Source organism: Citrobacter sp. Ce129 (genome assembly GCF_030334545.1).
Taxonomy (GTDB): domain Bacteria; phylum Pseudomonadota; class Gammaproteobacteria; order Enterobacterales; family Enterobacteriaceae; genus Citrobacter; species Citrobacter europaeus.
On record NZ_JAOWDS010000065.1, the window covers coordinates 469,860 to 492,934 of the forward strand.

General features: G+C 53.7%; 21 protein-coding genes. 9 read left to right on the top strand and 12 right to left on the bottom strand.

Features of this window, described 5'->3' with window-relative positions; all coding sequences use genetic code 11:
• Positions 1-173 precede the first annotated feature (173 nt).
• The 3 genes from OGV77_RS16135 to OGV77_RS16145 are packed head-to-tail and all read left to right on the top strand — an operon-like array spanning position 174 to position 6,623.
• Positions 174-1,481 carry an SrfA family protein gene (locus tag OGV77_RS16135; protein WP_087050532.1) on the top strand — a complete coding sequence of 436 codons (1,308 nt, stop codon included), beginning with the start codon at positions 174-176 and terminating at the stop codon, positions 1,479-1,481.
• Positions 1,482-1,485: 4 nt separating this feature from the next.
• The gene (locus tag OGV77_RS16140) at positions 1,486-4,467 is read left to right on the top strand and encodes a virulence factor SrfB (protein ID WP_087050678.1); all 2,982 of its coding nucleotides are present in this window, start codon (positions 1,486-1,488) and stop codon (positions 4,465-4,467) included.
• Positions 4,464-6,623, top strand: a complete 2,160-nt coding sequence (locus OGV77_RS16145) for a virulence factor SrfC family protein (RefSeq protein WP_047411131.1) — start codon at positions 4,464-4,466, stop codon at positions 6,621-6,623. The genes OGV77_RS16140 and OGV77_RS16145 overlap by 4 nt, the downstream gene beginning before the upstream one ends.
• A gap of 19 nt (positions 6,624-6,642) precedes the next feature.
• Here the strand turns inward: OGV77_RS16145 and OGV77_RS16150 are convergent, their stop codons facing one another.
• Positions 6,643-6,816 carry a GhoT/OrtT family toxin gene (locus tag OGV77_RS16150; RefSeq protein WP_016153148.1) on the bottom strand — a complete coding sequence of 58 codons (174 nt, stop codon included), beginning with the start codon at positions 6,814-6,816 and terminating at the stop codon, positions 6,643-6,645.
• Positions 6,817-7,008: 192 nt separating this feature from the next.
• Here OGV77_RS16150 and yncL point away from each other — a divergent pair, with 192 nt between their 5' ends.
• Positions 7,009-7,104: a stress response membrane protein YncL gene (yncL, locus tag OGV77_RS16155; protein ID WP_071524268.1), complete on the top strand. Its 96-nt coding sequence runs from the start codon at positions 7,009-7,011 to the stop codon at positions 7,102-7,104.
• Between the two features lie 119 nt (positions 7,105-7,223).
• Here the strand turns inward: yncL and OGV77_RS16160 are convergent, their stop codons facing one another.
• The gene (locus OGV77_RS16160; RefSeq protein ID WP_043016263.1) at positions 7,224-8,003 is read right to left on the bottom strand and encodes an AraC family transcriptional regulator; all 780 of its coding nucleotides are present in this window, start codon (positions 8,001-8,003) and stop codon (positions 7,224-7,226) included.
• Positions 8,004-8,101: 98 nt separating this feature from the next.
• On the opposite strand from OGV77_RS16160, the gene OGV77_RS16165 reads away from it, so the two are divergent.
• A complete protein-coding gene (locus OGV77_RS16165; protein ID WP_075146198.1) occupies positions 8,102-9,226 on the top strand; it encodes a multidrug effflux MFS transporter in 1,125 nt (374 codons plus the stop codon).
• A 195-nt stretch (positions 9,227-9,421) separates the two neighbouring features.
• Here OGV77_RS16165 and patD read toward each other — a convergent pair whose 3' ends face one another.
• From patD to OGV77_RS16205, 8 genes are all read right to left on the bottom strand, one after another.
• Positions 9,422-10,849, bottom strand: coding sequence for an aminobutyraldehyde dehydrogenase (gene patD / locus OGV77_RS16170; protein WP_043016261.1), 1,428 nt, complete (start codon positions 10,847-10,849; stop codon positions 9,422-9,424).
• 21 nt (positions 10,850-10,870) lie between these two features.
• Positions 10,871-11,677 (bottom strand): ABC transporter permease, encoded by an 807-nt coding sequence (locus tag OGV77_RS16175; protein ID WP_043016260.1) that lies wholly within the window; start codon positions 11,675-11,677, stop codon positions 10,871-10,873.
• Complete coding sequence (locus tag OGV77_RS16180) at positions 11,667-12,611, bottom strand: ABC transporter permease (RefSeq protein ID WP_043016259.1); 945 nt, start codon at positions 12,609-12,611, stop codon at positions 11,667-11,669. Before OGV77_RS16180 ends, OGV77_RS16175 begins: the two co-directional genes overlap by 11 nt.
• Positions 12,612-13,628 (bottom strand): ABC transporter ATP-binding protein, encoded by a 1,017-nt coding sequence (locus tag OGV77_RS16185; RefSeq protein ID WP_080625211.1) that lies wholly within the window; start codon positions 13,626-13,628, stop codon positions 12,612-12,614. It lies immediately after the preceding gene.
• 16 nt (positions 13,629-13,644) lie between these two features.
• Positions 13,645-14,790, bottom strand: a complete 1,146-nt coding sequence (gene ydcS / locus OGV77_RS16190; protein ID WP_043016257.1) for a putative ABC transporter substrate-binding protein YdcS — start codon at positions 14,788-14,790, stop codon at positions 13,645-13,647.
• A 329-nt stretch (positions 14,791-15,119) separates the two neighbouring features.
• Complete coding sequence (locus tag OGV77_RS16195; RefSeq protein ID WP_043016256.1) at positions 15,120-16,529, bottom strand: aminotransferase-like domain-containing protein; 1,410 nt, start codon at positions 16,527-16,529, stop codon at positions 15,120-15,122.
• 92 nt (positions 16,530-16,621) lie between these two features.
• Complete coding sequence (locus tag OGV77_RS16200) at positions 16,622-17,038, bottom strand: type II toxin-antitoxin system HicB family antitoxin (RefSeq protein WP_123915356.1); 417 nt, start codon at positions 17,036-17,038, stop codon at positions 16,622-16,624.
• A gap of 46 nt (positions 17,039-17,084) precedes the next feature.
• Positions 17,085-17,261, bottom strand: a complete 177-nt coding sequence (locus OGV77_RS16205; RefSeq protein ID WP_043016254.1) for a type II toxin-antitoxin system HicA family toxin — start codon at positions 17,259-17,261, stop codon at positions 17,085-17,087.
• A gap of 263 nt (positions 17,262-17,524) precedes the next feature.
• Between OGV77_RS16205 and OGV77_RS16210 the strand changes: the two genes are divergently transcribed.
• The 4 genes from OGV77_RS16210 to OGV77_RS16225 all read left to right on the top strand — a co-directional run bounded on the left by OGV77_RS16210 (position 17,525) and on the right by OGV77_RS16225 (position 20,483).
• A complete protein-coding gene (locus tag OGV77_RS16210) occupies positions 17,525-18,928 on the top strand; it encodes a cytochrome ubiquinol oxidase subunit I (RefSeq protein ID WP_047411117.1) in 1,404 nt (467 codons plus the stop codon).
• Positions 18,928-19,938 carry a cytochrome d ubiquinol oxidase subunit II gene (gene cydB, locus OGV77_RS16215; protein WP_043016252.1) on the top strand — a complete coding sequence of 337 codons (1,011 nt, stop codon included), beginning with the start codon at positions 18,928-18,930 and terminating at the stop codon, positions 19,936-19,938. Before OGV77_RS16210 ends, cydB begins: the two co-directional genes overlap by 1 nt.
• A complete protein-coding gene (locus OGV77_RS16220; protein ID WP_003020230.1) occupies positions 19,938-20,063 on the top strand; it encodes a DUF2474 domain-containing protein in 126 nt (41 codons plus the stop codon). The genes cydB and OGV77_RS16220 overlap by 1 nt, the downstream gene beginning before the upstream one ends.
• Positions 20,064-20,252: 189 nt before the next feature.
• Entirely contained in the window at positions 20,253-20,483 is a 231-nt protein-coding gene (locus OGV77_RS16225) for a DUF2554 family protein (protein WP_043016251.1), read from the top strand.
• 3 nt (positions 20,484-20,486) lie between these two features.
• Here the strand turns inward: OGV77_RS16225 and OGV77_RS16230 are convergent, their stop codons facing one another.
• Together OGV77_RS16230 and OGV77_RS16235 are read right to left on the bottom strand one after the other, a co-directional pair.
• The gene (locus OGV77_RS16230) at positions 20,487-22,448 is read right to left on the bottom strand and encodes a peptidase U32 family protein (RefSeq protein ID WP_087050529.1); all 1,962 of its coding nucleotides are present in this window, start codon (positions 22,446-22,448) and stop codon (positions 20,487-20,489) included.
• A gap of 79 nt (positions 22,449-22,527) precedes the next feature.
• On the bottom strand, positions 22,528-23,064 hold the full coding sequence (locus OGV77_RS16235; protein ID WP_087050528.1) for a helix-turn-helix domain-containing protein: 537 nt from the start codon (positions 23,062-23,064) through the stop codon (positions 22,528-22,530).
• Between the last annotated feature and the right edge of the window lie 11 nt (positions 23,065-23,075).

Below are 23,075 nucleotides of genomic sequence, written 5' to 3' on the forward strand. Positions count from 1 at the left end.
GAATAATTCATCAGCCTGAGCGAATTAATTTCCCTTAAGTCTTTTTCAAAACGTCAAGATTTTTCCCGGCACTCTATGCCATGAAAATTCGCCCCTTTTTGCCTCTCTTCCACCGTTTGCTCGTTTTTATAAAACGTAAAGTAGATACGTGAAGAAGTCTAAGGGGTAACAACGTGGCAAAAACTCTCTTGCGCAGCGGCAATTTGGATGACTATCAGGCCGTGGGCGGCGGCGGTCAGGCCGTGTTTGATTCAGCATTGCAAATTCGTGAAACGCTTCGTCTACGCAAACAGCAGGCGATGGTGGATTGTCTGGCAATCCCACAAATTAACGACAGCGGCGATCGGGTGGACTGGTACTCGCCGGTTGAAGGGAAAGCCGTTGCGTGGAAAGCCGCTGATGAAGAGGCACGTTTTCGTGCGCTGCGCTATCTGGGGAGCACGCTGGAAAATGCGGCGGCCCTGAGCCGTAAAAGCCTGCAATCGGGTAAAACCTCCCTGCAGCTATTTGGCTCACTGCTCGAAAAAGCCATCCAGTTTCCTGGTGAAAACCACGTGTTTCTGGTTGATGGCAAACCCGTTATTACGTTCTGGGGCTTCGTCAATCTGAATGAAAATCCTCGCGACGATGTGCTTGATTGCCTGCGCCTTATTGATAATCCTCCGGTCATCACCGTAACAGAGCCTGAACCGGAAGAAGAAACCACCGCGGAAATCACCTTCGCCGAGGCCGACGCGCCTTTGCTGACCCCGGTCGTTGAGCTGCCTAAACCGGCAGAGCCTGAACCTCAACCCCCGGTCGTTGTTAACGAACCTGAAGTTACACCGCCGCCGGTACAGAAAAAGCCCGCACGCCGCCTGCCACTGTGGAGCCTGCCCGTTGCCGCAGTGATCGTTGCCGCCATTATTGGACCACTGCTGTGGAAGCAACAAACCGCCGAGCCCGTACCCGTAGTGCCTCACGGCGAGGTTGCGAAAGCCGATGTGGCGCCGCTGCCAGAACTGACATCGGCACTGCCGCTGCATCGGGCTGAAGTGATCCCGGCTGCGAAAAAAGAGAAACCCGTCGAAGGGCCGGTTGTGATCGCCGCTATTCCAAAAGATGCGCTGGTGATGGACGCCAACCAGATGAAGGCTGGAACGACGCGTTTTCTTAACGGCAGCTGGCGCGTCATAGTTGATGTTAAAGATCCGGTCAGCGGTAAAGCGCCGTCGCTGCGCTATCAGATCCAGACCAATAAAGGCACTGCGCGCGTGGTTCATGGCGACAATATTGTTTGTCGCGCCGAGATTTTCTCCGGTTTGCACCAGTCAGGTGAATTAATGATTAAGAGTCGCGGCAATGCCCGTTGTACGGACGGTTCTCGTTATCCGATGCCTGAAATTACCTGCAAAGCGGGAACCAATGACGTCGCCGCCTGTACCGCACGATATGACGCTCACGCGGAAATCCCTCTGACGATCAAAAAGATAGGTGCCTGATTTTATGTTGGTGAATCTGTGTGACTACAAACAGAGCGTGACGCTCATCGCCAATAGCGGTGTGCAATTTCTGGATTTTGGCCTGACGCCGCAGGAGTCTGCGCATCATGGCCGCTTTGTGCGCAAAACGGCAAACGGCCCCCTGCTACGGCTGGACTTCGATCTGACAACGGGACGCTATACCCTGCCAGGCAGCACCGGCGGTCAGCCCGAAGTCGTAAAGCCGGAAAGCACCCAAATGCTGCATTATTCCCTGGACGTGCTCGACGGCGTCTGGCTGCCGCTGCCGTTCCTGCGTTTTAACCCGCCGCGAACGTTTGTTGAAGGCCCGGATAACTGGGCGCGCGTACAGGTACGAAAACTGGCGCAACCTGACAGCGCGGGCAACACTCACCGCCTTACCGTGGCGCTGGACAGCCAGCTCACTGAAAATGCCCCTGCGGCATTAACCCCCAACGAAAATGACTTGCTAAACGGTACACGGTTTGCGCTAGCCTGGCATGACAACGAAATTGCTGATTTCCTCGACCAGACCTGGATTGACGGCTGGTTGCGCGAATCCTTTATGCATCATGTCACTCAACATGAGAATCGCTCTGAACAAGAGATCCAGCAGGCGCTGCGTAACTTTGAATACCAGGCGCACTGGTTGAATGTTCTGACCCTGTTAGGCGAGCAGCTTTCTGTCCCGGAAGTGAAACTGGTCACCCATACCCTCAGCACGCCCGCCATTCCGGTCGATCTTATCCTGGATATCGGTAATACCCATACCTGTGGCGTCCTGATTGAAGATCACGGCGATGCCAATGACGGACTACGCCAGACCGCTGAATTGCAGGTGCGTTCCTTAAGCGAGCCACAGTTCCTTAACGATCCGCTGTTTACCAGCCGGCTGGAGTTTTCCGAAGCCCGTTTTGGCAAGCAGCACTTTTCCGTTGAGAGCGGTCGTGATGATGCCTTTATCTGGCCGTCGATTGTTCGCGTTGGCGACGAAGCCCGAAAGCTGGCGATGCAGCGCATGGGCACCGAAGGCAGCAGTGGGATCTCCAGTCCGCGGCGTTATCTGTGGGATGAAACGCCGGTACTGCATGACTGGCGCTTTAGCCAGATGAATGGCAAAACCCAGCGCGAACCGCTGGCTACCGCCTTCCCGCTGATGAACCTGATGAACGATGACGGTCAACCGCTGTTCAGTCTGCCGCAGGACGATCGTCTGCCAGTGTTCTCACCGCAATACAGTCGCAGCACGCTGATGACGCATATGCTGTGCGAAATACTGGCCCAGGCGCTGGGGCAAATCAACAGCGTGGCGACGCGTTTGCGCCTCGGATTCCCGGCGTCTCCTCGTCAGTTGCGGACGCTGATCCTGACTCTGCCGTCGGCGATGCCCAAACAGGAGCGCGAGATTTTCCGCCTGCGCATGTTTGAAGCTATTGCGCTGGTCTGGAAAGCGATGGGCTGGCATCCGCAGGATGAAGATTTTACGACCCGTAAGCAGCAGGAAAAGAGCGTGGTTCCCGTACCGGAGATCCAGATGGAATGGGATGAGGCCAGCTGTGGGCAACTGGTGTGGCTGTATAACGAAGCTATCTCTCACTACGATGGTCACACCGAATCATTCTTTAACGCCCTGGCCCGCCCGGACCGTTTGCCGGAGCCTGGTGAGACTAAAGGCCGAGCGTTGCGCGTGGCATCGATCGACATCGGCGGCGGGACAACGGATATGGCCGTCGTCCATTATCAGCTTGATGACGGCGTTGGCGCGAACGTCAAAATTACCCCGCATCTGCTGTTCCGTGAAGGTTTTAAGGTCGCGGGCGACGACATGCTGCTGGACGTGATTCAGCGCTGCGTGTTGCCAGCGCTGCAAACCCGCTTACAACAGGCTGGCGTGACCGATGCCGCCGCATTGTTGGCCACGCTATTTGGCGATTCCGGGCGTATCGACACTCAGGCGATTCTGCGTCAACAAACGGCATTACAGCTCTTTATGCCGCTCGGTCATGCGGTACTCTCAGCCTGGGAACAAAGCGATATTAACGATCCGGTAGCCGGGCTGCATGCCACCTTTGGCGAACTCCTGAGCCAGCAACCCACGCGCAATGTAATGAATTACATTCAGCAAGCTATCGATCATGCGTTGCCAGCAGGATCGCCAGCGTTTGATGTCCTGAGTGTACCGCTACAGGTGCAGTTCAGACAGTTACAAGAGGCGTTACTGGCGGGGCAATTTACCCTGACCTCCCCGCTACACGCGGTCTGTGAGGCCATTTCACACTATCGCTGCGATATTTTATTAGTAACAGGCAGACCCGCCTGTTTACCGGGCGTACAGGCGTTGATCCGCCATCTGCAGCCCGTTCCGGTTAATCGTATGATCTGGATGGATAACTACCGCGTACATGAGTGGTATCCGTTTAGCCAACAGGGGCGGATTGGTAACCCCAAATCCACCGCGGCAGTCGGTGCTATGTTGTGCAGCCTGGCGCTGGATTTGCGCTTGCCGCGCTTTAACTTTAAAGCTGCCGACATCGGTGCTTACTCAACCGTACGTTATCTCGGCGTGCTGGATAATACGGTCAATACCCTGCGCGATGAGAACATCTGGTATCACGATATCGATCTGGATAAACCCGGCGCGAAGTTGGATGCCCGCCTGCATTTCCCATTACGTGGCAACGTGACGTTAGGTTTCCGCCAACTGGCAAACAGCCGCTGGCCTGCCACGCCGCTGTATACGCTCAGCATAAATTCTGCCGAACTGGCAAAAACCATCGCCGGAGATGGCGTGTTGAATGTACGGCTGCAGCTACGAGGCGGTAGCAAAGAAAACGGCCCGGAATTCTTCGTGCTGAGCGATGCCTGGTTACAGGATGGCACCCCCGTTGCCGCCAATGCCTTAACGTTAAAACTGAATACGCTGGCAGACCGTCGCCATAGCGGTAGCCATTACTGGATTGATAGCGGGAGCGTGTACCTGAAATGAGTAAGATGTTAAACACCGCGCAGGCCGCCATCACATGGGTCGCTGATACCCGTCAACGTTCGGCGCGTCTTGATGATGAAGCAGATGCCCTGCTGGCGCAGCTCACCCTCGCCGCCGTGAATGAAGCTGCGTTGAAGACGACCTTTTCATCGCAAGGATGCGTTGGGTTATACGGGCATTCGCAATCGGCAAAAGCTCACCTGCTCGCGGCGTTGTGCAGCAATGCCAATGGCAAAGTGAATATCGTTACCCCGGATCGCAGTTTTGATTATTTTTCGCATATTAATCCTGGCCATGCGCCAACCAATATGGCGATCCGCTTTACGCGTGATGAAAATCCGCTCGATAGTGAATGGCCGTTGCGTCTGCGATTACTTAGTGAAGCCGAACTGGTACAGCTTTTTATTACCCAGTTTTGCGCCCTCCCGGACAACCGCCAGGTTGAGAAATCGATTATTGAGGCGCGCCTGGAAAAATGGCAGACGCTGCGTCAGCGTCATCCGGTACCGGGAATTACCGCGCACGATGTTGCGGCAATTGGCCGTTTCTGGCGCTCCAGCGTGCCAGCCAACCAGCAGCAAATCGACGATGCGCTTTGGCATCAGTTTGCCACACTGCTGCCGGCACTGGATCTGACGACCCGGGCAAACGCCTGGGCGTTACTGTGGGGAGAACAACCAGAGCTCACGCAGCAGTGGCTGGCGCTGGCGCATACGCTGCAACAAACCGGGAACGCGCAGGAACTGGCGGCTCCGTTGAGCCTGCTGGTTGACCATTTTGGTTTACCTGCCGAGAGTTTCCTGACTCAGGTGGCATTGACTGGCAATGAGGCGCAGAGCGATGTGGTGGTTCATCCCATTGAAAACCATCAGTTGCTCAATGCGGTCAGTCTCTCCCAGGCGTCACTGGCGCTGCTGACGCGCGAACTGGTCCTGACGGTTGAAGACGCCGTACTGGAGAATGTCGATCTGCTCGATATCCCCCTCGCCCCGGATGCGCATTCCCATCCGCTGTGGCAGGCCAAATTAGGCTGGATGCTGGAATATTATCGCCAGCATCTGCAACCGGATGTGCTCTTAATCTGTAATGCGGTATCGACCCGTTCCCAGACTCCTGCTATCACCCGCAAGCTACTGGGCTGGGTTAACGATACTCAGCCTGTCCATGATGCCGCATTACCGGGCGTGGTTTGGGCCATTACCCCGCAGGATGCACGCTTTAGCACCCAGCAAAATCTTGATGAGTCCGTGCAGCAATTAATGGGCAAACCCGGACTACATTGGGGCACGCTGCAGGCGCTGGATAAACATAGCTTACAACGCCTTGTCGAATGGCTGACTCAGGCAACTTCGCCACAGCAGCGTCAGGCCAGATTGACCTCCCTGCGTGAGCAGCACCAGCAGCGCGTACGCGAAACCCTGATCGGCTGGATTAATCCCGTTGAGACCGAATCTGGAGGCAATGAGTGGGTGATCCGCCAGCTACAAGCTCAGGCGGCAAAGCATGGTGAACTCCTGGATGGTTTGCTCCCACCGATGCGTCTCTTTGAGTCGCTGCTGCGGGTTCAGCAGCCACGCGAGGAACAGGTAAGCGGGTTATTTAATGAGGAGATTGACCTGTTTGCCGAGGTGCGTGACACACCGCTCTCACCGGATAGCAAAGAGAGCGGTTATCAGGCGCACAAAATGTGGGTTAATCACGTGCGCCAGTGGTGTCGCGATGAGAATAATGCCCGTCGTTTACGTCTCGAACCGCGTACGCTAAGGCAGGTCGCCGATATCCTCGTCACCGCCAGCTATCGCCTGGAGATGCCGCAACGCTTACAGCGCATTATGCAGCGAGAAAACGTCTGCGCCGCGCAGCTTCACGCCGATATTGGTGATTTTATTACCTGGCTTGGATTTGCCAATGTCGCCGAAGAACAGCGTCCTGCCAGCAGGATCCAAAAAGGATCGGCTATTTTTAGCGCGCCGAAGCAACAGCCGATGTTACGCCTGACGAAGCTGGATGAACAACCTTCGCACGGCGCAAGCCGGTACGTTTACGACTGGCTGGTCGCGTTGTATACCCGCGCCAATGAAAACGTGGGATATCAGCATCCGCAGGATGTCAGCGAAGCCGATAAAAAACGATTAGATGCCCTGTTTTCCTCCTGAAACGGCGTTAACGCCGTCATCAAAAGAGAGAAAACATTAACGCGACGGGAAAACTCATCGGCCAGGTCGCCCCGACTAATACCGCGCTGAGAAAACGAATTCGCTTTTTATCGCGGGAAAGAAACCAGGTGATGATTGCCGTGATAGCGGCCATCACCGCGTAAAAAACCAACATTTTTTGGTACAGAGACATGTAAGGCGTCCGGGCCGAAAGGTAAAATCGCGCGCAATATGCTCTTTTTCATGACCCACATCAAGGTTTATTAATTATTTTAAGGGAAACAGCGGGAAAACAAGCCGTTTTCATTATGTTCAGAATCCGTACTATTGCGGATAGTTATAACCCGTACTATACCCATAGGGGTTATAACGAAAGGTGGCACAAATGAATGTTTCCAGTAAAACTGTGGTGCTGATAAATATATTTGCTGCTGTAGGACTTTTCAGTCTGATTTCCGCAAGGTTCGGCTGGTTTGCTTGATGTGATTCTTGTTGATTAATTGCAGCGTCCGCTGGCAGAGGGGGTCTTCTCTCTGCCATTAGTGCACGATCTTCCCACTCTCCCGCCGCCGGGTAAATTATCCTTAGTATGTAATGTCCCTAATCCTTCTGCGGCATTATATTGCCCGAATAACGGCTCGGCGTTGTGCCGGTATGTTGATGGAAGAACGCGATAAAAGCGCTGTCGCTGACAAACTCCAGATATTGCGCCACCTGGCTAATAGGGCATCCATCCGCCAGCATCTCCATGGCTTTTAGCAACCTGAATTGCTGCCGCCAGTTCTGATAATTCATCCCGGTATCCCGGGTAAATATTCGACCGATTGTTCTCTCACATGCCCCAACCCGTCGGGACAATTGATTCAGTCGCGGTGGGAGTTCGCCCATACGTAATCCCTCTAGCCACACGTTCAACCGCGGATCTGAGGGAAACTGCAACGTCCAGTTTTCACTGCGGGCGGCGCGTATTTCCTCACAAAAAACGGTGATGAGGCTGGCCTGCTGCGCGGCTGGCATATCCCATGGCCAGAAAGCCATACGTTCTATCACTTCAAAAAAGAGAGGGTTAACCTCGACTATCTGCAGCGGTAACTCAGATAATGGCAATGCGGTTGAAAAGTACAAAGAACGATAAGCCATCCCCCCTCGCATTATGGCGCGATGTACCGTCCCGGCCGGGATCCAAACCGCACGCCGTGGCGGTAACAGACACAGAGCCTGCTCCAGCTCGATCGTAATGCTCCCCGCAGCCGAAAAAAGTAGCTGATGACGAAGGTGGCTGTGCCGTCCTGAATCATGTAGCCCCATATCGGCGGCTATACCGATTACCGGTTTGTCAAAGCTATCCGCATCGAAAGCATCATCAGGCGCAATTTTCATTATCTGTCCGATATTTGATATTTAATGTCCTGATAATGGTAATGAGACACACCCCTTTCAGCAATAATGCCCGCCTGTTTTGTTTCTCTGGATATTGTATGAATACGCTTCGCCGCCCGCCGCTGTGGCTTCTTACGCTACTGATTATGTTCCCGCAACTGGTGGAAACCATCTACAGCCCAGCACTGCCAGGTATCGCCACTGCTTTTCACATCAGCAGTGAGCGTGCGGCTCAAACACTCTCCGTTTACTTTGCTGCCTTCGCCGTCGGTGTGGCGATGTGGGGTTGGTTGAGCGACTGCATCGGGCGACGTTGGGCTATGCTGGCAGGACTTACTTGTTATGGAACAGGCTGTGCCTTAGCCATTGTTGCCGCCGACTTCAGCGTTTTACTGCTGGCACGGATGGTCTCCGCCATCGGAGCGGCTGCCGGGTCAGTGGTGGTACAGACCATGCTAAGGGACAGTTATGAATCACCCGCGCTATCCCGCGTCTTTTCTGTGATGGGCGCCGCACTGGCATTGAGTCCGGTTTTCGGCCTGCTAAGCGGAGGTTGGCTGGTAAGCCTGTACGGTCATACTGGTGTATTTGTTGCCCTTATGCTGCTGGCGCTGCTACTGCTAATACTGACAGCGACCATACTGCCAGAAACCCGGCCCGAACATACGCTCAACCCGAGGCTTATCGCACTGCTCTCCCGTATGAGGCGGGACAGCGATCTTTGGAAAAATATCATGCTGGTTGCTCTGCTAAATACCATGCTGTTTAGCTATTACAGCCTGGCACCGTTTCTTTTCGGGCAATTAGGATGGAGTTCCCGAGCCTTTGGCTGGACGGGGTTGTTGCTTGCGTTTGCTTCACTGTCGGGTAGCCTGCTGAACCGGAGGTTGCTAACGTCAGGTCTTACACCGGAACAACTGGTACGTTATGCCTGTGCGCTGGCAGCGTTGTCAGGTCTCGTCGCGTGGTGGCTACAGCACTGCGCGTGGATCTTGTTGCCGGTGTTCGGCGTGGTGTTAGCCTATGGGATCGCGATTCCTAATGTGCTGAGTCAGGCGCTGCGTCACTACCGTGAACAAGCCGGTGCTGCCGGTGCGTTGTTCGGGTTGAGCTATTACCTGTTACTGGGAATGATGCTGGGGTTGGCAGGCATGGTGCAACAGTTGGGGCTGGTTCTGAGCGTCTGTGCGCTACTCGCCTGGCTTTGCAGCTTACGCCGCTGATACCCGGACGGTAAACCAGAAAGCACAAAGCCCCGACATTAAGCTGGGGCTTTGTTGTTTCAATTAGCCTGACCTCGCGGATATTTCCAACTTACCGCCGTCCGATGGCGACGAGGCCAGTGGCGCGAATAGTATAGACACACGTTTGCCAGTATTTAGCTATCCGTGCCCCCTTTACCGTTCGCGCTTAAGAAATTACTCATGCTTGATCATGACATGGCGAACAATCGTGTAATCCTCCAGTCCATAAACCGACATATCCTTGCCATAACCAGACTGTTTTTGCCCACCGTGAGGCATCTCACTAACCAGCGTGAAGTGAGTATTGACCCAGGTGCAACCATACTGCAGGCGAGCGCTAAATCGATGCGCGCGTCCCACATCCCGGGTCCAGACGGAAGAGGCCAGGCCGTATTTCGAATCGTTAGCCCACGCCAGCACCTGATCCTCATCCTCAAATACGGTTACGCTGACCACCGGGCCGAAAACTTCCCGCTGCACGATGGCATCATCCTGCTTTGCCCCGGCCAGCAGCGTCGGAGCAAAGTAGTAGCCTGCGCCATCCACTTTTTTACCACCGGTGATGACTTTGATATGCCCCAGCGCTTTGGCTTCATCGACCGCTTTCGTCACGCGATCGAGATGCGCCTGCGAGCTTACCGGTCCCAGCTCGGTAGATTCGTCATTCGGTGCGCCGATTTTCAGGCTGGCTACCGCAGCGCCAAGTTTCTCAACCAGCGCGTCATAAATGCCTTTCTGGGCATAGATTCGACAAGCCGCGGTACAATCTTGTCCGGCGTTGTAATAGCCAAAAGTTCGCACGCCGCTCACCACAGCATCCAGATCGGCATCATCAAAAATGATGACCGGAGCTTTGCCGCCCAGTTCCATATGCGTGCGCTTAATCGAAGGCGCGGTATGCTGGATAATGTGTTCACCGGTCGCAATGGAGCCTGTCAGAGAAACCATCCGGACTTTTTCATGACCGGTCAGCGGATCGCCTACCGTTTTGCCACGGCCAAACAGCACGTTGATAACGCCAGCCGGATAAATATCTTTGGCAAAATCAGCCAGCTTAAGCGCCGTCAGCGGGGTAATTTCTGACGGTTTAATCACCACACAGTTACCCGCCGCCAGTGCCGGCGCCAGCTTCCACGCCGCCATCATCAGCGGATAGTTCCACGGTGCAATAGAGGCCACCACGCCCAGCGGATCACGACGAATCATCGACGTATGCCCTTCCAGATACTCTCCGGCCGCCTGTCCTTGCAGGGTACGAGCCGCCCCGGCAAAGAAGCGGAAAACATCGACAATTGCCGGAATTTCATCGTTGAGGACGCAGTGCAACGGCTTACCACAATTGAGTGATTCCAGCTCTGCGAAGGTTTGCGCGTTATCGGCGATTGCGTCAGCCAGTTTCAGCAGCAGTTCTGAACGCACTTTTGGCGTGGTTTGCCCCCAGGCGGCAAACGCGCTGTCGGCTGCGCGTACCGCGGCATCAACCTGCGCGGCTGAGGCTTCGGCAATCTCCAGAATGAGTTCACCAGTGGCAGGGTTATAGACTGGCTGCTTTTCACCTTCACCGTTGACCAGCTCGCCATTAATCAGTAATTGATGTTGCATAGCAATTTCCCATATCGTCGTTTATTTACCGTTTCCAGCGAGAGTGTCGCCTTCACGCGTTAGCCACCAGGCCCCTAAAATTGGCAGTGTCGTCACCAGCATTACCAGCAATGCCACAACGTTGGTGACAGGCACATCTCGTGGTCGACCCAACTGATTGAGCAGCCACAAAGGAAGTGTTCTTTCATGTCCGGCGGTGAACGTTGTCACGATGATTTCATCAAACGACAAGGCAAACGCCAGCATCCCCCCCGCCAGCAGCGCCGATGCCAGGTTTGGCAGCACGACATAACGAAAGGTTTGCCAGCCATTGGCGCCAAGATCCATAGACGCTTCAACCAGACTCCATGAGGTACGGCGAAAACGCGCCACGACGTTGTTAAATACCACCACCACGCAAAACGTCGCATGGCCCACGACGATCGTAAGAAAACCGGGTTCCAGGTTGATGGTTTTAAACGCCGTCAACAGCGCCAGGCCGGTAATAATCCCCGGCAGCGCGATCGGCAACAGCAGCAACAGCGATATTGCGCTTTTACCAAAAAAGTCCCTGCGCCACAGTGCTGCAGCGGCCAGCGTCCCCAGAACGAGGGCGATAGCTGTCGACAACGCAGCGATTTTAAGTGACAACGTCACCGATTCCAGAATATCGCCACGCTGCGCTGCAACGCTAAACCACTTCAGCGTTAACCCCTGCGGTGGAAAACTAAAAGCAGCCTCCTCAGTATTAAAAGCATAGGTGGCGATGATGAGGATGGGAAAGTGCAGGAAAATAACCCCACCCCATGCCGCCAGTTTGAGTAACCAGGGTGCGCGTTCAGAGTGCATCAAAAGCTCCCAGACGCTTCACGAACGCCAGATACAGTGCGATTAATACAATCGGCACCAGAGTAAATGCCGCCGCCATCGGCATATTGCCAATCGCCCCTTGCTGCGAATACACCATGTTGCCGATGAAATAGCCCGGCGGCCCCACCAGTTGCGGCACGATAAAATCGCCCAACGTCAGAGAGAAGGTAAAAATCGAGCCTGCCGCAATACCGGGTATCGCCAGTGGGAGGACCACATAGCGGAAAGTTTGACGCGGACGTGCGCCTAAATCAGCGGAGGCCTGTAATAGCGACGGCGGGAGTCTCTCCAGCGCGGCCTGTACCGGCAGGATCATAAACGGCAGCCAGATGTAGACGAACACCAGAAAGCGCCCTAACCCTGAAGTCGACAGCGTATTGCCGCCGACGGCAGGCAGCGTCAGAAACGAGAGCAGCAGCGGCTCCAGCCCCAGATGGGTTAAAAACCATTGCGCCACGCCGTCTTTAGCCAACAGTAACGTCCATGCGTAGGCTTTAACGATGTAGCTGGCCCACATCGGCAACATCACCGCAATGTAAAAAAAGGCTTTCATTTTGCCGCTGGTATAGCGCGCCATATACCACGCCATCGGAAACGCCAGAATCGCGCTGGCAATGGTGACCGCCACCGCCATCGTCAGGGTACGCAAAATGATGTCGTAGTTGGCCGGATTAAACAGCGCCTGCAAATTCGCCAGCGTCAGGTCCGGCGTGACCGACATGGTGAAATCGTCGAAGGTATAAAAACCTTGCCATAACAGCGTCAGCAATGAGCCGAAGTAGACAATGCCAAACCACATCAGCGGTCCGAGGAGCAGCAAAAACAGCCCCAGCCCCGGATTACGCCAGAAGAAACCTGAAATCCGGTTCAGACCTGTCGACTGTGGAGGCGAATGTAAGACATTCATAGCCATTCACCTCTCCTCAACCAGCGGTACCATCACGTCGCGTGACCACGACGCCATCACCTGCTGACCTGGCGACAACGTTGAGGGCAGCATTTCGCCCGTCAGATTCGCCTGGCTAACCAGCAACTTTTCACCACCGGCCAGTTTCAGTTCAAATCGTGTCGCCGCGCCCTGGTACTGCACCGCCTGGATAACTCCCGTAGCCTGGACTTCTCCCCCGGAATCATTCAAACGAATATGTTCCGGGCGCAGGGAGAACATCCCCTGTAACCCGCAAACGTTCGCTGACATCGTGGTATCAAACACATTGGACGTCCCGACGAAACTTGCCACAAACGGTGTCCGCGGACGCATGTACAGTTCGCGCGGAGAATCCACCTGTTCGATGCGACCGTTATTAAACACCGCCACACGATCGGACATCGACAGGGCTTCCCCCTGATCGTGAGTGACAAAAATGAAGGTGATACCAAGAGATTGCTGTAATTTTTTCAGCTCCAACTGCATCTGTTCACGCAGCTTGAGATCCAATGCCCCGAGCGGTTCATCCAACAGCAGGACGCGCGGCTCATTGACCAGCGCCCGGGCAATCGCCACGCGCTGCCGCTGACCACCGGAAAGTTGCGACGGTTTGCGTTCATAAACGAAACCGAGCGCTACTTTATCCAGCGCCTCTCGCGCTTTGGCGTGGCGCTGTTTTTTATCAATGCCTTTGACCATCAGCCCGTAGGCGACGTTGTCGAGAATCGACATATGCGGGAACAACGCGTAATCCTGAAATACCGTATTGACGTCCCGTTCCCAGGGCGGCAATTCGCTGGCCTGCTTACCAAAAATGGTAATTGCGCCGCCTGACAGCTGCTCAAACCCTGCAATCAGGCGCAGACAGGTGGTCTTGCCGGAGCCGGATGGCCCCAGCATAGAGAAAAACTCACCGTCATTAATCGCAATACTTACGCCATCAACTGCACGAACATCCCCGTACAGACGCGAGACGTTATGAAACTCCACTGCGTACGTCATAAAACCCCCAGCGGAATTAACGACCGCCCATAATGGCGATGTAATCCTGCGTCCAGCGACTGTAAGGAACGAATTTGCCACCTTCTGCGATCGGCGTTTTCCAGAAGGCAATTTTGTCAAAGTAACTATAGCCGTTGGTTTCACAGCCCTTTTCACCCAGCAACGGGCTGGCTTTACAGCCTTCAGGCACTACTGGCAGAGAACCAAACCAGGCCGCAACGTCGCCTTGAACTTTCGGGGTTAATGACCAGTTCATCCATTTGTAAGCACATACCGGGTGTTTCGCTTCGCTGTGCAGCATGGTGGTATCAGCCCATCCGGTAACCCCTTCTTTTGGGAAAACCGTGGCAATAGGCTGGCCTTCCCCTTTCAGAGCGTTAGCCTGATAAGGCCATGCGCTTGACGCCACCACACCTTCGTTTTTAAAGTCGCTCATTTGCACGGTGGTATCATGCCAATAGCGATGGATTAGCGCGTGCTGATCGCTCAGAACTTTGATAACCGCCTGATACTGCTGTTCGGTGAGCTGATAGGGATCGGTAATGCCCAGCTGCGGCTGAGTTGCTTTAACGAATAACGCGGCATCGGCAATATAGATCGGCCCATCGTAGGCCTGAACGCGCCCTTTATTGCTTTTCCCGTCCGCAAGTTTTTGTTCAACAAAAACCACGCTCCAGCTATCTGGCGGCGTTGGGAAGATTTTGGTGTTATACATCAGCAGGTTTGGTCCCCACTGGTATGGCGTGCCGTAAACTTTTCCGCCAACGTTGAACCACTCGCCTTTTACCACGCGTGGATCGATGCTTTTCCAGTTTGGGATCAGCGCGGTATTAATCGGCTGAACGCGTTTACCCATAATCAGACGCAATGAGGCGTCACCGGAAGCGGTAACCAGGTCGTAGCCGCCTTTTGCCATCAGGCTGACCATCTCATCAGATGTGGCCGCCGTTTTGACATTGACCGCGCAGCCAGTATCTTTCTCAAACTGCGAGACCCAATCATATTGTTTATCGGTCTGTCCACGTTCGATGTAGCCCGGCCAGGCAATAATATCCAGACGGCCTTCCGGTTTATCTAATGATGTCGGGGGTTCGGCTGCCTGTGCAGTCATCAGCGTCATACTGAGTGCGCACAGGCTACTGAGGGCAAACTGCTTGCTCATAACGTCTTACTCCTGTCTAAAAAATATTGAGCGGCAGCCTTGCCGTAAATATATGTCCTTTCCTAAAAATAGTCGGGGTGTGGTAAGCGTTCCTGTTGGCGCAAGGAAATTTAATCAGGTTGTGAGCTAACGCTCATTACGCTACTGACGCTGACCGGGGATTTTTATCTTCTGGAGAATAGACAAGGAGTTAGATGCGATGGCGGCAATAGTAATAACTATTGATTTTTTGTATGGTAGCGCCCGATATAAATAACATCAGGGCGAGGTATCCTCTATTTCTGAAATATGAACGCGCCATTCTTTTATATTAAATAGCGCGTTATGTTTTATTTCATCATCTCGCGAATTAATTTTCCCAACTGTTTTACAGCCTGTTCCTCACGTTCCCCCCAGTGCCATGCGGTATTAAAACGGAAGAAACGAGTCCAGCTCCCCGAGGTCGAGAACATTTTTCCCGGCGCAATGCTGATATGGTGCGCCAGCGCCTGGGTACTGAGCACGCCTGCATCAAGCGGCTCTGGCAGTTCCAGCCACAGGAAATAGCCGCTGTCGTTGTGGTGAATTTTGACTTCCGCTGGAAGATGACGCAGCAGCGTTTGCCAGGCTTGCTGTTTGCGCTCCGCCAGCTGTCGGCGTAAGCGACGCAGATGTGCGTCATAGCGCCGGGTTGAGAGGTAATCCACCAGTGCAAGCTGCATGGGGGAACTGGTGGATAAGGTGCTCATTAGCTGGAGTCGCTGAATACGCCGGGCATGCTTCCCGGCCGCTACCCAGCCAACGCGAAATCCGGGCACCAGGCACTTCGAGAAAGACGAACAATGCAAAACGCTGTCGGCGCGATCCCAGGCTTTGGCGGGCAGTGGTTTTTCACGGCCAAAATACAGCTCGCTGTAGACATCATCCTCTATCAGCATTACATGATATTTCTCCAGCAATGCGACCAGATGCGCCTTCTTCTCTGGGTTGAGCGTAAAACCAAGCGGATTTTGGCTATTGGTCATCAGCCAGCAGGCTTTGACCGGATACTCCTGCAACGCCTGCTCCAGCGCGGTAAGATCGATCCCCTCTTTTACGTCGGTGGCGATCGAAAGCGCCTTCAGGCGTAATCGTTCAAGGGCCTGCAACGCCCCGTAAAAACAGGGGTTTTCGACAATCACCCAGTCACCCGGTTCAGTAACTGCCTGCAGGCTCAGGTTGAGAGCTTCCAGCGCACCGGTAGTGATGACTATTTCATCAGGTGAAATGGTCATCCCCTGTTGAGCATAGCGACGGGCAATGGCATGGCGCAGTTCAGCATTTCCCGGCGGCAGGTTTTCGATCACGCTCATGGCGGTGGCGGTTTTACTCACCTGCGCCAGCGAGCGGTTCAACTGCTGGAGGGGAAACAGACGCGGATCGGGGAATGCAGAGGCAAATGGCATCACTGACGCATCCCGGCTGGCCTGCAACATATCAAAAATATAGGTGTTGATATCCACCGCTTCATCGCGCATTACCTGCGCCTGCGGCGCGGCCAGTTCACGTTCAGGGCGCGCAGCAACGTAGTAACCCGACTGTGGTCGGGCGATAATTCGCCCCTGACTCTCCAGCAGCTGGTAGGCGTGTCCGACGGTCATAAAACTCATGCCGCTGCTGACCACCTGTTCACGCAATGATGGCAAGCGATCGCCGGGCTGCCATACGCCAGACGCGATTTGATCGCGAATTTGCTCAGCCAGTCGCTGGTATTTTTTCATTTTTTGTCCTGATTATCGGTGTCGGTGACAACCACTGTATATATCAGTTTACATAATCAAGATATTTTATATAACTGTTATAGTTAACAGTTTTACAACATCGCTAATGATAGTTCTTTGCCTAAGGCGCGGGCAGCTATCTGCACAGCATCAATTTTTGTCGCGTGCTTTAAATCGAATAAGCGAGTGATTTCCTGCTTAGGCCTGCCGATCCTGTTTGCCAGCTCCTGCTGGGTAATATTCGATTCAAGGAAGGCATTTAACAACAGAACTTTAGACGCAACGCTCAGTGGTATTTCCACATAGTCAGCGCCAGCGACAACCGCCGAAGGCAAAGGAATCGGTTCGTTATCGTCGAAATAGAATTCAAAAGCGGTGACCAATGCGGCTTGCGCAGCCTGCAAAGCATCATGACGGGTTTCTCCCTGAGTTAATGCTTCAGGAATATCCGGAAAAGACACCACAAACCCACCTTCCACGGCGGGTACTAGATTAACGGGATAACGCATGATTTTCTCAAAATTTCTCATATAATCAGCCTTATATTGATGATGATTACTGTAAGCCTGGCTGCTTTTGGATCGCTTTTCGCAGAGCCTCTTTTATCTCATCACCAGGATGCCTGGGCATAACGCTACGCCTTCCCTGATACCTCAACTTCAGATGATTTGAGCCGTTTGTAACTTCAACTCCCTGAGATTCAAGCCAGCGTCTGAACTCACTTTGCTTCACTGCGCCTCCCTGTCGTCTATTATACACACAAAGTAAACATTTATGATTACTCTTTAATTACCTTGCTAGTAATATCGCAAAATTACTAGCGTGGGGAGGACGCTATTCAATAACGGGAACCCAGCTTCCAGATTTCATATCAGCCGGGCCAATCTATAACAGCGCGACAACTGTTATGGTTAAAAAGAACTGTTCTGTTTCTGCCTTCCAGTGCTTCGCAGCCTTAGAATTGCGCTAAATCAATTTTGCCTGCGGAGTTAAGCATGTTCGGTCTTGACGCGTTTCACCTGGCAAGGATCCAGTTCGCGTTTACGGTATCCTTTCACATCATCTTTCCGGCCATTACCATTGGCCTCGCCAGTTATCTGGCGGTGCTCGAAGGGTTATGGCTAAAAACGAAAAATCCCGTCTGGCGCTCGCTATACCATTTCTGGTCGAAAATATTCGCCGTAAACTTTGGGATGGGCGTAGTTTCCGGGCTGGTGATGGCCTATCAGTTCGGCACCAACTGGAGCGGTTTTTCCGAGTTCGCCGGTAGCATCACCGGGCCGCTTCTGACCTATGAAGTGCTCACCGCCTTCTTCCTTGAAGCAGGTTTCCTCGGGGTAATGCTGTTTGGCTGGAACCGGGTTGGCCCGGGGCTTCACTTCTTCGCGACCTGTATGGTTGCGCTGGGTACTATTATTTCTACCTTCTGGATCCTCGCCTCCAACAGTTGGATGCAAACGCCGCAGGGTTACGAAATAGTTAACGGCCAGGTCGTTCCCGTCGACTGGTTCGCCGTTATTTTCAATCCTTCATTCCCTTATCGTTTGCTGCATATGTCCGTTGCCGCTTTCCTGAGCAGCGCGCTGTTTGTCGCAGCGTCGGGCGCATGGCATTTATTGCGCGGGAATAACACTCCGGCTATTCGCGCCATGTTCTCAATGGCGCTATGGATGACGTTAATCGTCGCCCCACTGCAGGCTTTGATTGGCGATATGCACGGTTTGAATACACTGAAGCATCAGCCTGCAAAAATTGCCGCGATTGAAGGACATTGGGAAAATCCGCCCGGTGAACCTACTCCGCTATTGCTGTTCGGTTGGCCGGATATGGAGCAGGAGCGTACCCGCTATGGACTGGAGATCCCGGCGCTGGGCAGTCTGATCCTGACCCACAGCCTGGATAAACAAGTCCCGGCCCTAAAAGAGTTTCCTAAAGAAGACAGGCCCAACTCAACCATGGTGTTCTGGTCGTTTCGCATAATGGCCGGACTGGGCATGCTGATGATCCTGTTGGGCGCATTTGCTCTGTGGCTGCGCTATAAGCAGCGTTTATACACCTCGCGCCCTTTCCTGCGCTTTGCCTTGTGGATGGGTCCCTCCGGACTGATTGCCATTCTCGCTGGCTGGGTGACTACTGAAGTTGGCCGTCAGCCGTGGGTGGTTTACGGGTTGCAGCGTACGGCGGATGCGGTTTCCGCCCATGGCGATTTACATATGAGCATCAGCCTGCTGTCCTTCTTTGTGGTGTACAGCTCGGTGTTTGGCGTCGGTTACAGCTACATGATCCGCCTGATCCGCAAAGGGCCGCAGGAAGATGACCCGACCGTTCCGCCCACCGGCACGCCTGCCCGGCCGCTTTCTGCTGCAGTTCTTGATTCTCAACCGGAGGCTCACCGCTAATGGGTATCGATTTATCAGTTATCTGGTTTGTAATTATCGTGTTCGCCACGTTGATGTATATCGTGATGGACGGTTTTGATCTTGGGATCGGTATCTTATTCCCGGCGATTCAGGACTCTGATGACCGTGATGTGATGGTCAACAGCGTCGCCCCGGTATGGGACGGCAATGAAACCTGGCTGGTGCTGGGCGGAGCTGGATTATTCGGCGCTTTCCCCCTGGCCTATGCGGTGATTGTCGATGCGCTGACGATCCCGCTGACGCTGATGTTAATCGGCCTGATTTTTCGCGGCGTCGCCTTCGAGTTTCGTTTTAAAGCCACGCCGGCGCATCGACCATTCTGGGATAAAGCTTTTCTCGGCGGTTCAATCCTCGCCACATTCACCCAGGGTGTCGTGGTGGGTGCCGTACTCAATGGATTTTCCGTCACCGGACGCAGCTACAGCGGCGGTCCTTTCGACTGGCTGACCCCGTTTACGCTGTTCTGCGGCGTTGGCCTGGTTGTAGCCTACGCTCTGCTGGGAGCGACGTGGTTGGTGATGAAAAGCGAAAATCCGTTGCAGGAAAAAATGCGCCGTGTGGCAAAAAAACTGCTGCTAGCGATGCTGGTTGTCATTGCCATTATCAGCCTGTGGACGCCGCTGGCGCACAGTGCGATTGCCGAGCGTTGGTTTAGCCTGCCCAACCTGTGGTTCCTGATGCCGGTTCCGCTGCTGGTTGCGCTTATCAGCATCTGGCTGTGGCGTTCACTGGGGCAGCATCACTGCCATACGCTGCCTTTTGCATTGACGCTGGGGTTGATTTTTCTTGGGTTCAGCGGGCTGGGGATCAGTATCTGGCCACATATCATTCCGCCGTCCATTACGCTCTGGCAGGCGGCGGCTCCGGCGCAAAGTCAGGGCTTTATGTTGGTTGGCGCACTGCTGATTATCCCGATAATCCTGGTGTACACCTTCTGGAGTTACTACGTTTTTCGCGGCAAAGTTCAACATGGTGAGGGGTATCATTGATGCAACAAACAATCTGGAAACGCCTGATGTGGCTGGTGATCCTCTGGGGCGGCAGCGTGCTGGCTCTCGCCGCCGTTGGTATGTTCTTTCGTCTCCTGATGACGGCCGCCGGATTTAAGTCCTGAATCTCTCCCTGATAACAACCGGGCAGCGTCGCGCTACCCGGTTGTGACAAATCCCAACGTTGGCTAAACAAAAATGTAAAAAACATCGAAATGACAAAACAGAGATTGTCATTATGCCGATTAAAATATTGAATAGTCACCAGGCGAAATTATCGCCAATTCCGCAGCTAACGTACCAGAGGGTGCATGATGTTTAAGAAAGGGTTAACGGTGTTATTGCTGGCCAGCGCGCTTTTTTCCGGTCAGCTTTTCGCTACTAATCAGGGACATGAGTATCTTCAGGTGCAGGATGCCGATCATTTACTACGACATACCGCCGACAGCGATGAACTGCGAGTGACGGCGGAAGAATCCGCCGCCGATCTTCGCGAACACCATTACTGGCAAAAATCACGCAAGCCCGATACTCATCTGAGCTGACCTTTAGTTTTTACGCTTTGGCAACGTTTTCAGCAGTTCTTCGGGGCTGACGGAAGCCACCACGCTGCCCGGCAACGGCATCTTCAGAATGTGATGTTTCATCTTGCCGATCACGTGCATTTCGCATGGTCGGCAATCAAATTTCAGCGTCAGGACCTCATCGCCGTTAACCAGTTGCATCGGCGTGGCTTTCCAGCTTTTGATATTCCCTTTCGCCTGTTTCGGACACAGGTTAAACGCAAAACGCAGGCAATGTTTAGTGATCATCACCGGCACATCGCCCTTTTCTTCATGTGCTTCATAAGCGGCATCAATCAGCTGAACGCCATAACGGTGATAAAACTCACGCGCTTTATGGTTATAGACGTTAGCCAGGAAGCTCAGATGCGTTTGCGGATAAACCGGCGGCGGCTGTACAACCGGTTTACGGCGACCACGCTGATAGTTTTGCAAACGTGCAGCATCCAGCATGTCGACCGCTTCACGTCGCAACTGATTCAGTTGACCGTTCGGCACAAACAGCGCTCCCGGCAGATTCACCTGAATGTTGCGGGCGTAATAAAGCGTTTGTCCAAGCTTTGCCAGACCATCCTGCAGGTTGCTCAACGCTTTTTCCGCATTGTTCGCTTCCTCGAACTGGCCATCCAGCGTATGGGTAATACTCACCCCCTCCTCACTGGTGAGCGTCAGAATCAACTGCTCCTGCCAGCCACCCAACTCAATATCGACCGCGACGCGCCTCTCGCTGGAGGTTCTGGTCAATGCCTGCTGCCAGTTATGATCGAGGTTGCGGTTCAGCGGGTGATTGGCACGTACTTTGTGCAGATCGACGGGCATTTCATTCGGCCATACCCGATAACGATTGTGCCCCGTTTTTTCTACGGTGTTGGCGCGAAATCCGACCACTTCGCGTTTGATTAACACGTTCAGGCCATCCCCGTTAGCCAGCGGTTCTGTCACTTCAACATCGAGATGATCTTTTGCCACCTTCAGGACTTCGCCGACCGGCAAACCGATAAACTTTGGTGAGTCGAATGCGCCGATATCACCTTTACGAGCATTCACAAAGTAATCGGTACTGCCGCGATGGAAGGTTTTTTCCGTGGATGGCGTAAAGAAATGTTCGGTACGCCCGGCTGAAGAACGGGCCAGATCGCCGCGCTCTTCAATGATTGCGTCCAGCATCTGACGATAATGCGCGGTAATATTCTTCACATAGCTCATGTCTTTGTAGCGCCCTTCAATTTTGAAGGAACGCACACCAGCATCAATCAATGCGCCGAGGTTGGCGGTCTGATCGTTATCTTTCATCGACAGCAGGTGTTTTTCATAGGACACCACGCGCCCCTGATCGTCTTTCAGGGTATACGGCAAGCGACAAGCCTGAGAGCAGTCGCCGCGGTTAGCGCTGCGTCCGGTTTGCGCATGTGAAATATAACACTGGCCTGAATAAGCGACGCACAGCGCCCCGTGAATGAAAAATTCAATAGTCGCATCCGTAGCCTGATGGATGGCCTTGATCTGCTCAAGGCTCAGTTCGCGCGCCAGGACAATCTGGGTGAATCCGACATCAGCAAGAAACTTCGCCTTCTCGACGCTGCGAATATCACATTGAGTGCTGGCATGCAGCTCAATGGGCGGAATATCCAGCTCCAGGATTCCCATGTCCTGCACAATCAGGGCATCAACGCCGGTCTGATACAGATCGGTAATTAACCGCTGCGCGGGCTCCAGCTCATCATCATGCAAGATCGTATTTAGCGTCACAAAGATTTTCGCCCCGTAACGATGAGCGAAAGGCACCAGTTCGGCGATATCTTTCAGGCTGTTACTGGCGTTATGGCGCGCGCCAAAACCCGGTCCGCCAATGTACACAGCGTCTGCGCCGTGTAATATGGCTTCACGCGCAATGGCGGTATCCCGGGCCGGGCTTAACAATTCAAGGTGATGAGGCTGCTGGCGCATACAGTTGTTATCATCCACAAGCGATAAAAATGGCGGCTATTGTAGTCACAAGCGCGGCTTTTCGGAATAGTTTTCCCGATTAACTACGCGGGTAATGGATCAGCGAATGAAAGTGCGCTGTTTGTTCGTGACCGTTACGGTAGCTATGCGCCCTGTCTCCGGCAAAACGCACCCCCTCGCCGGGTTTAATGGTGCGCCATTGTCCCTCAATACACATATCCAGCAGCCCATTTATCACCACCACGTGTTCTATCACGCCGGTTTCATGCGGAGTCGATTCACTGAGCGCGTCGGGTGCCAGCAGTATCGAAAAATGATCGAAGCACAACTGCGGATCCCACGGAAACAGCGGTGTGACGACCATCGCCTGCTGCTGGGGATCAAATATTGGCGCACTGTCTGACTCCGGTGGTGAAATGAAGGTCGAAAACGGGACGTTCAGTCCGGTGGCAATTTTCCACAATGTCGCCACCGTTGGGCTGGATTCGTTGCGCTCAATTTGCCCCAGCATGGCTTTCGACACGCCGGTTTCCTCCGCCAGACGCGACAGACTCCATTCCCGCTGGTGACGTAGCGTCTTGAGCGTTGTGGCCAGATAGTGGGTTAAGTTATCCATTTTTCTCCTTC

What these genes read in the sequence shown, in the direction of transcription:
- OGV77_RS16140 (WP_087050678.1), top strand. Translation starts at nt 1,486, where the DNA reads ATGTTGGTGAATCTGTGTGACTACAAACAGAGCGTGACGCTCATCGCC.
- OGV77_RS16145 (WP_047411131.1), top strand. Translation starts at nt 4,464, where the DNA reads ATGAGTAAGATGTTAAACACCGCGCAGGCCGCCATCACATGGGTCGCT.
- OGV77_RS16150 (WP_016153148.1), bottom strand. Translation starts at nt 6,816, where the DNA reads ATGTCTCTGTACCAAAAAATGTTGGTTTTTTACGCGGTGATGGCCGCT.
- yncL (WP_071524268.1), top strand. Translation starts at nt 7,009, where the DNA reads ATGAATGTTTCCAGTAAAACTGTGGTGCTGATAAATATATTTGCTGCT.
- OGV77_RS16160 (WP_043016263.1), bottom strand. Translation starts at nt 8,003, where the DNA reads ATGAAAATTGCGCCTGATGATGCTTTCGATGCGGATAGCTTTGACAAA.
- OGV77_RS16165 (WP_075146198.1), top strand. Translation starts at nt 8,102, where the DNA reads ATGAATACGCTTCGCCGCCCGCCGCTGTGGCTTCTTACGCTACTGATT.
- patD (WP_043016261.1), bottom strand. Translation starts at nt 10,849, where the DNA reads ATGCAACATCAATTACTGATTAATGGCGAGCTGGTCAACGGTGAAGGT.
- OGV77_RS16175 (WP_043016260.1), bottom strand. Translation starts at nt 11,677, where the DNA reads ATGCACTCTGAACGCGCACCCTGGTTACTCAAACTGGCGGCATGGGGT.
- OGV77_RS16180 (WP_043016259.1), bottom strand. Translation starts at nt 12,611, where the DNA reads ATGGCTATGAATGTCTTACATTCGCCTCCACAGTCGACAGGTCTGAAC.
- OGV77_RS16185 (WP_080625211.1), bottom strand. Translation starts at nt 13,628, where the DNA reads ATGACGTACGCAGTGGAGTTTCATAACGTCTCGCGTCTGTACGGGGAT.
- ydcS (WP_043016257.1), bottom strand. Translation starts at nt 14,790, where the DNA reads ATGAGCAAGCAGTTTGCCCTCAGTAGCCTGTGCGCACTCAGTATGACG.
- OGV77_RS16195 (WP_043016256.1), bottom strand. Translation starts at nt 16,529, where the DNA reads ATGAAAAAATACCAGCGACTGGCTGAGCAAATTCGCGATCAAATCGCG.
- OGV77_RS16200 (WP_123915356.1), bottom strand. Translation starts at nt 17,038, where the DNA reads ATGCGTTATCCCGTTAATCTAGTACCCGCCGTGGAAGGTGGGTTTGTG.
- OGV77_RS16210 (WP_047411117.1), top strand. Translation starts at nt 17,525, where the DNA reads ATGTTCGGTCTTGACGCGTTTCACCTGGCAAGGATCCAGTTCGCGTTT.
- cydB (WP_043016252.1), top strand. Translation starts at nt 18,928, where the DNA reads ATGGGTATCGATTTATCAGTTATCTGGTTTGTAATTATCGTGTTCGCC.
- OGV77_RS16220 (WP_003020230.1), top strand. Translation starts at nt 19,938, where the DNA reads ATGCAACAAACAATCTGGAAACGCCTGATGTGGCTGGTGATCCTCTGG.
- OGV77_RS16225 (WP_043016251.1), top strand. Translation starts at nt 20,253, where the DNA reads ATGTTTAAGAAAGGGTTAACGGTGTTATTGCTGGCCAGCGCGCTTTTT.
- OGV77_RS16230 (WP_087050529.1), bottom strand. Translation starts at nt 22,448, where the DNA reads ATGCGCCAGCAGCCTCATCACCTTGAATTGTTAAGCCCGGCCCGGGAT.
- OGV77_RS16235 (WP_087050528.1), bottom strand. Translation starts at nt 23,064, where the DNA reads ATGGATAACTTAACCCACTATCTGGCCACAACGCTCAAGACGCTACGT.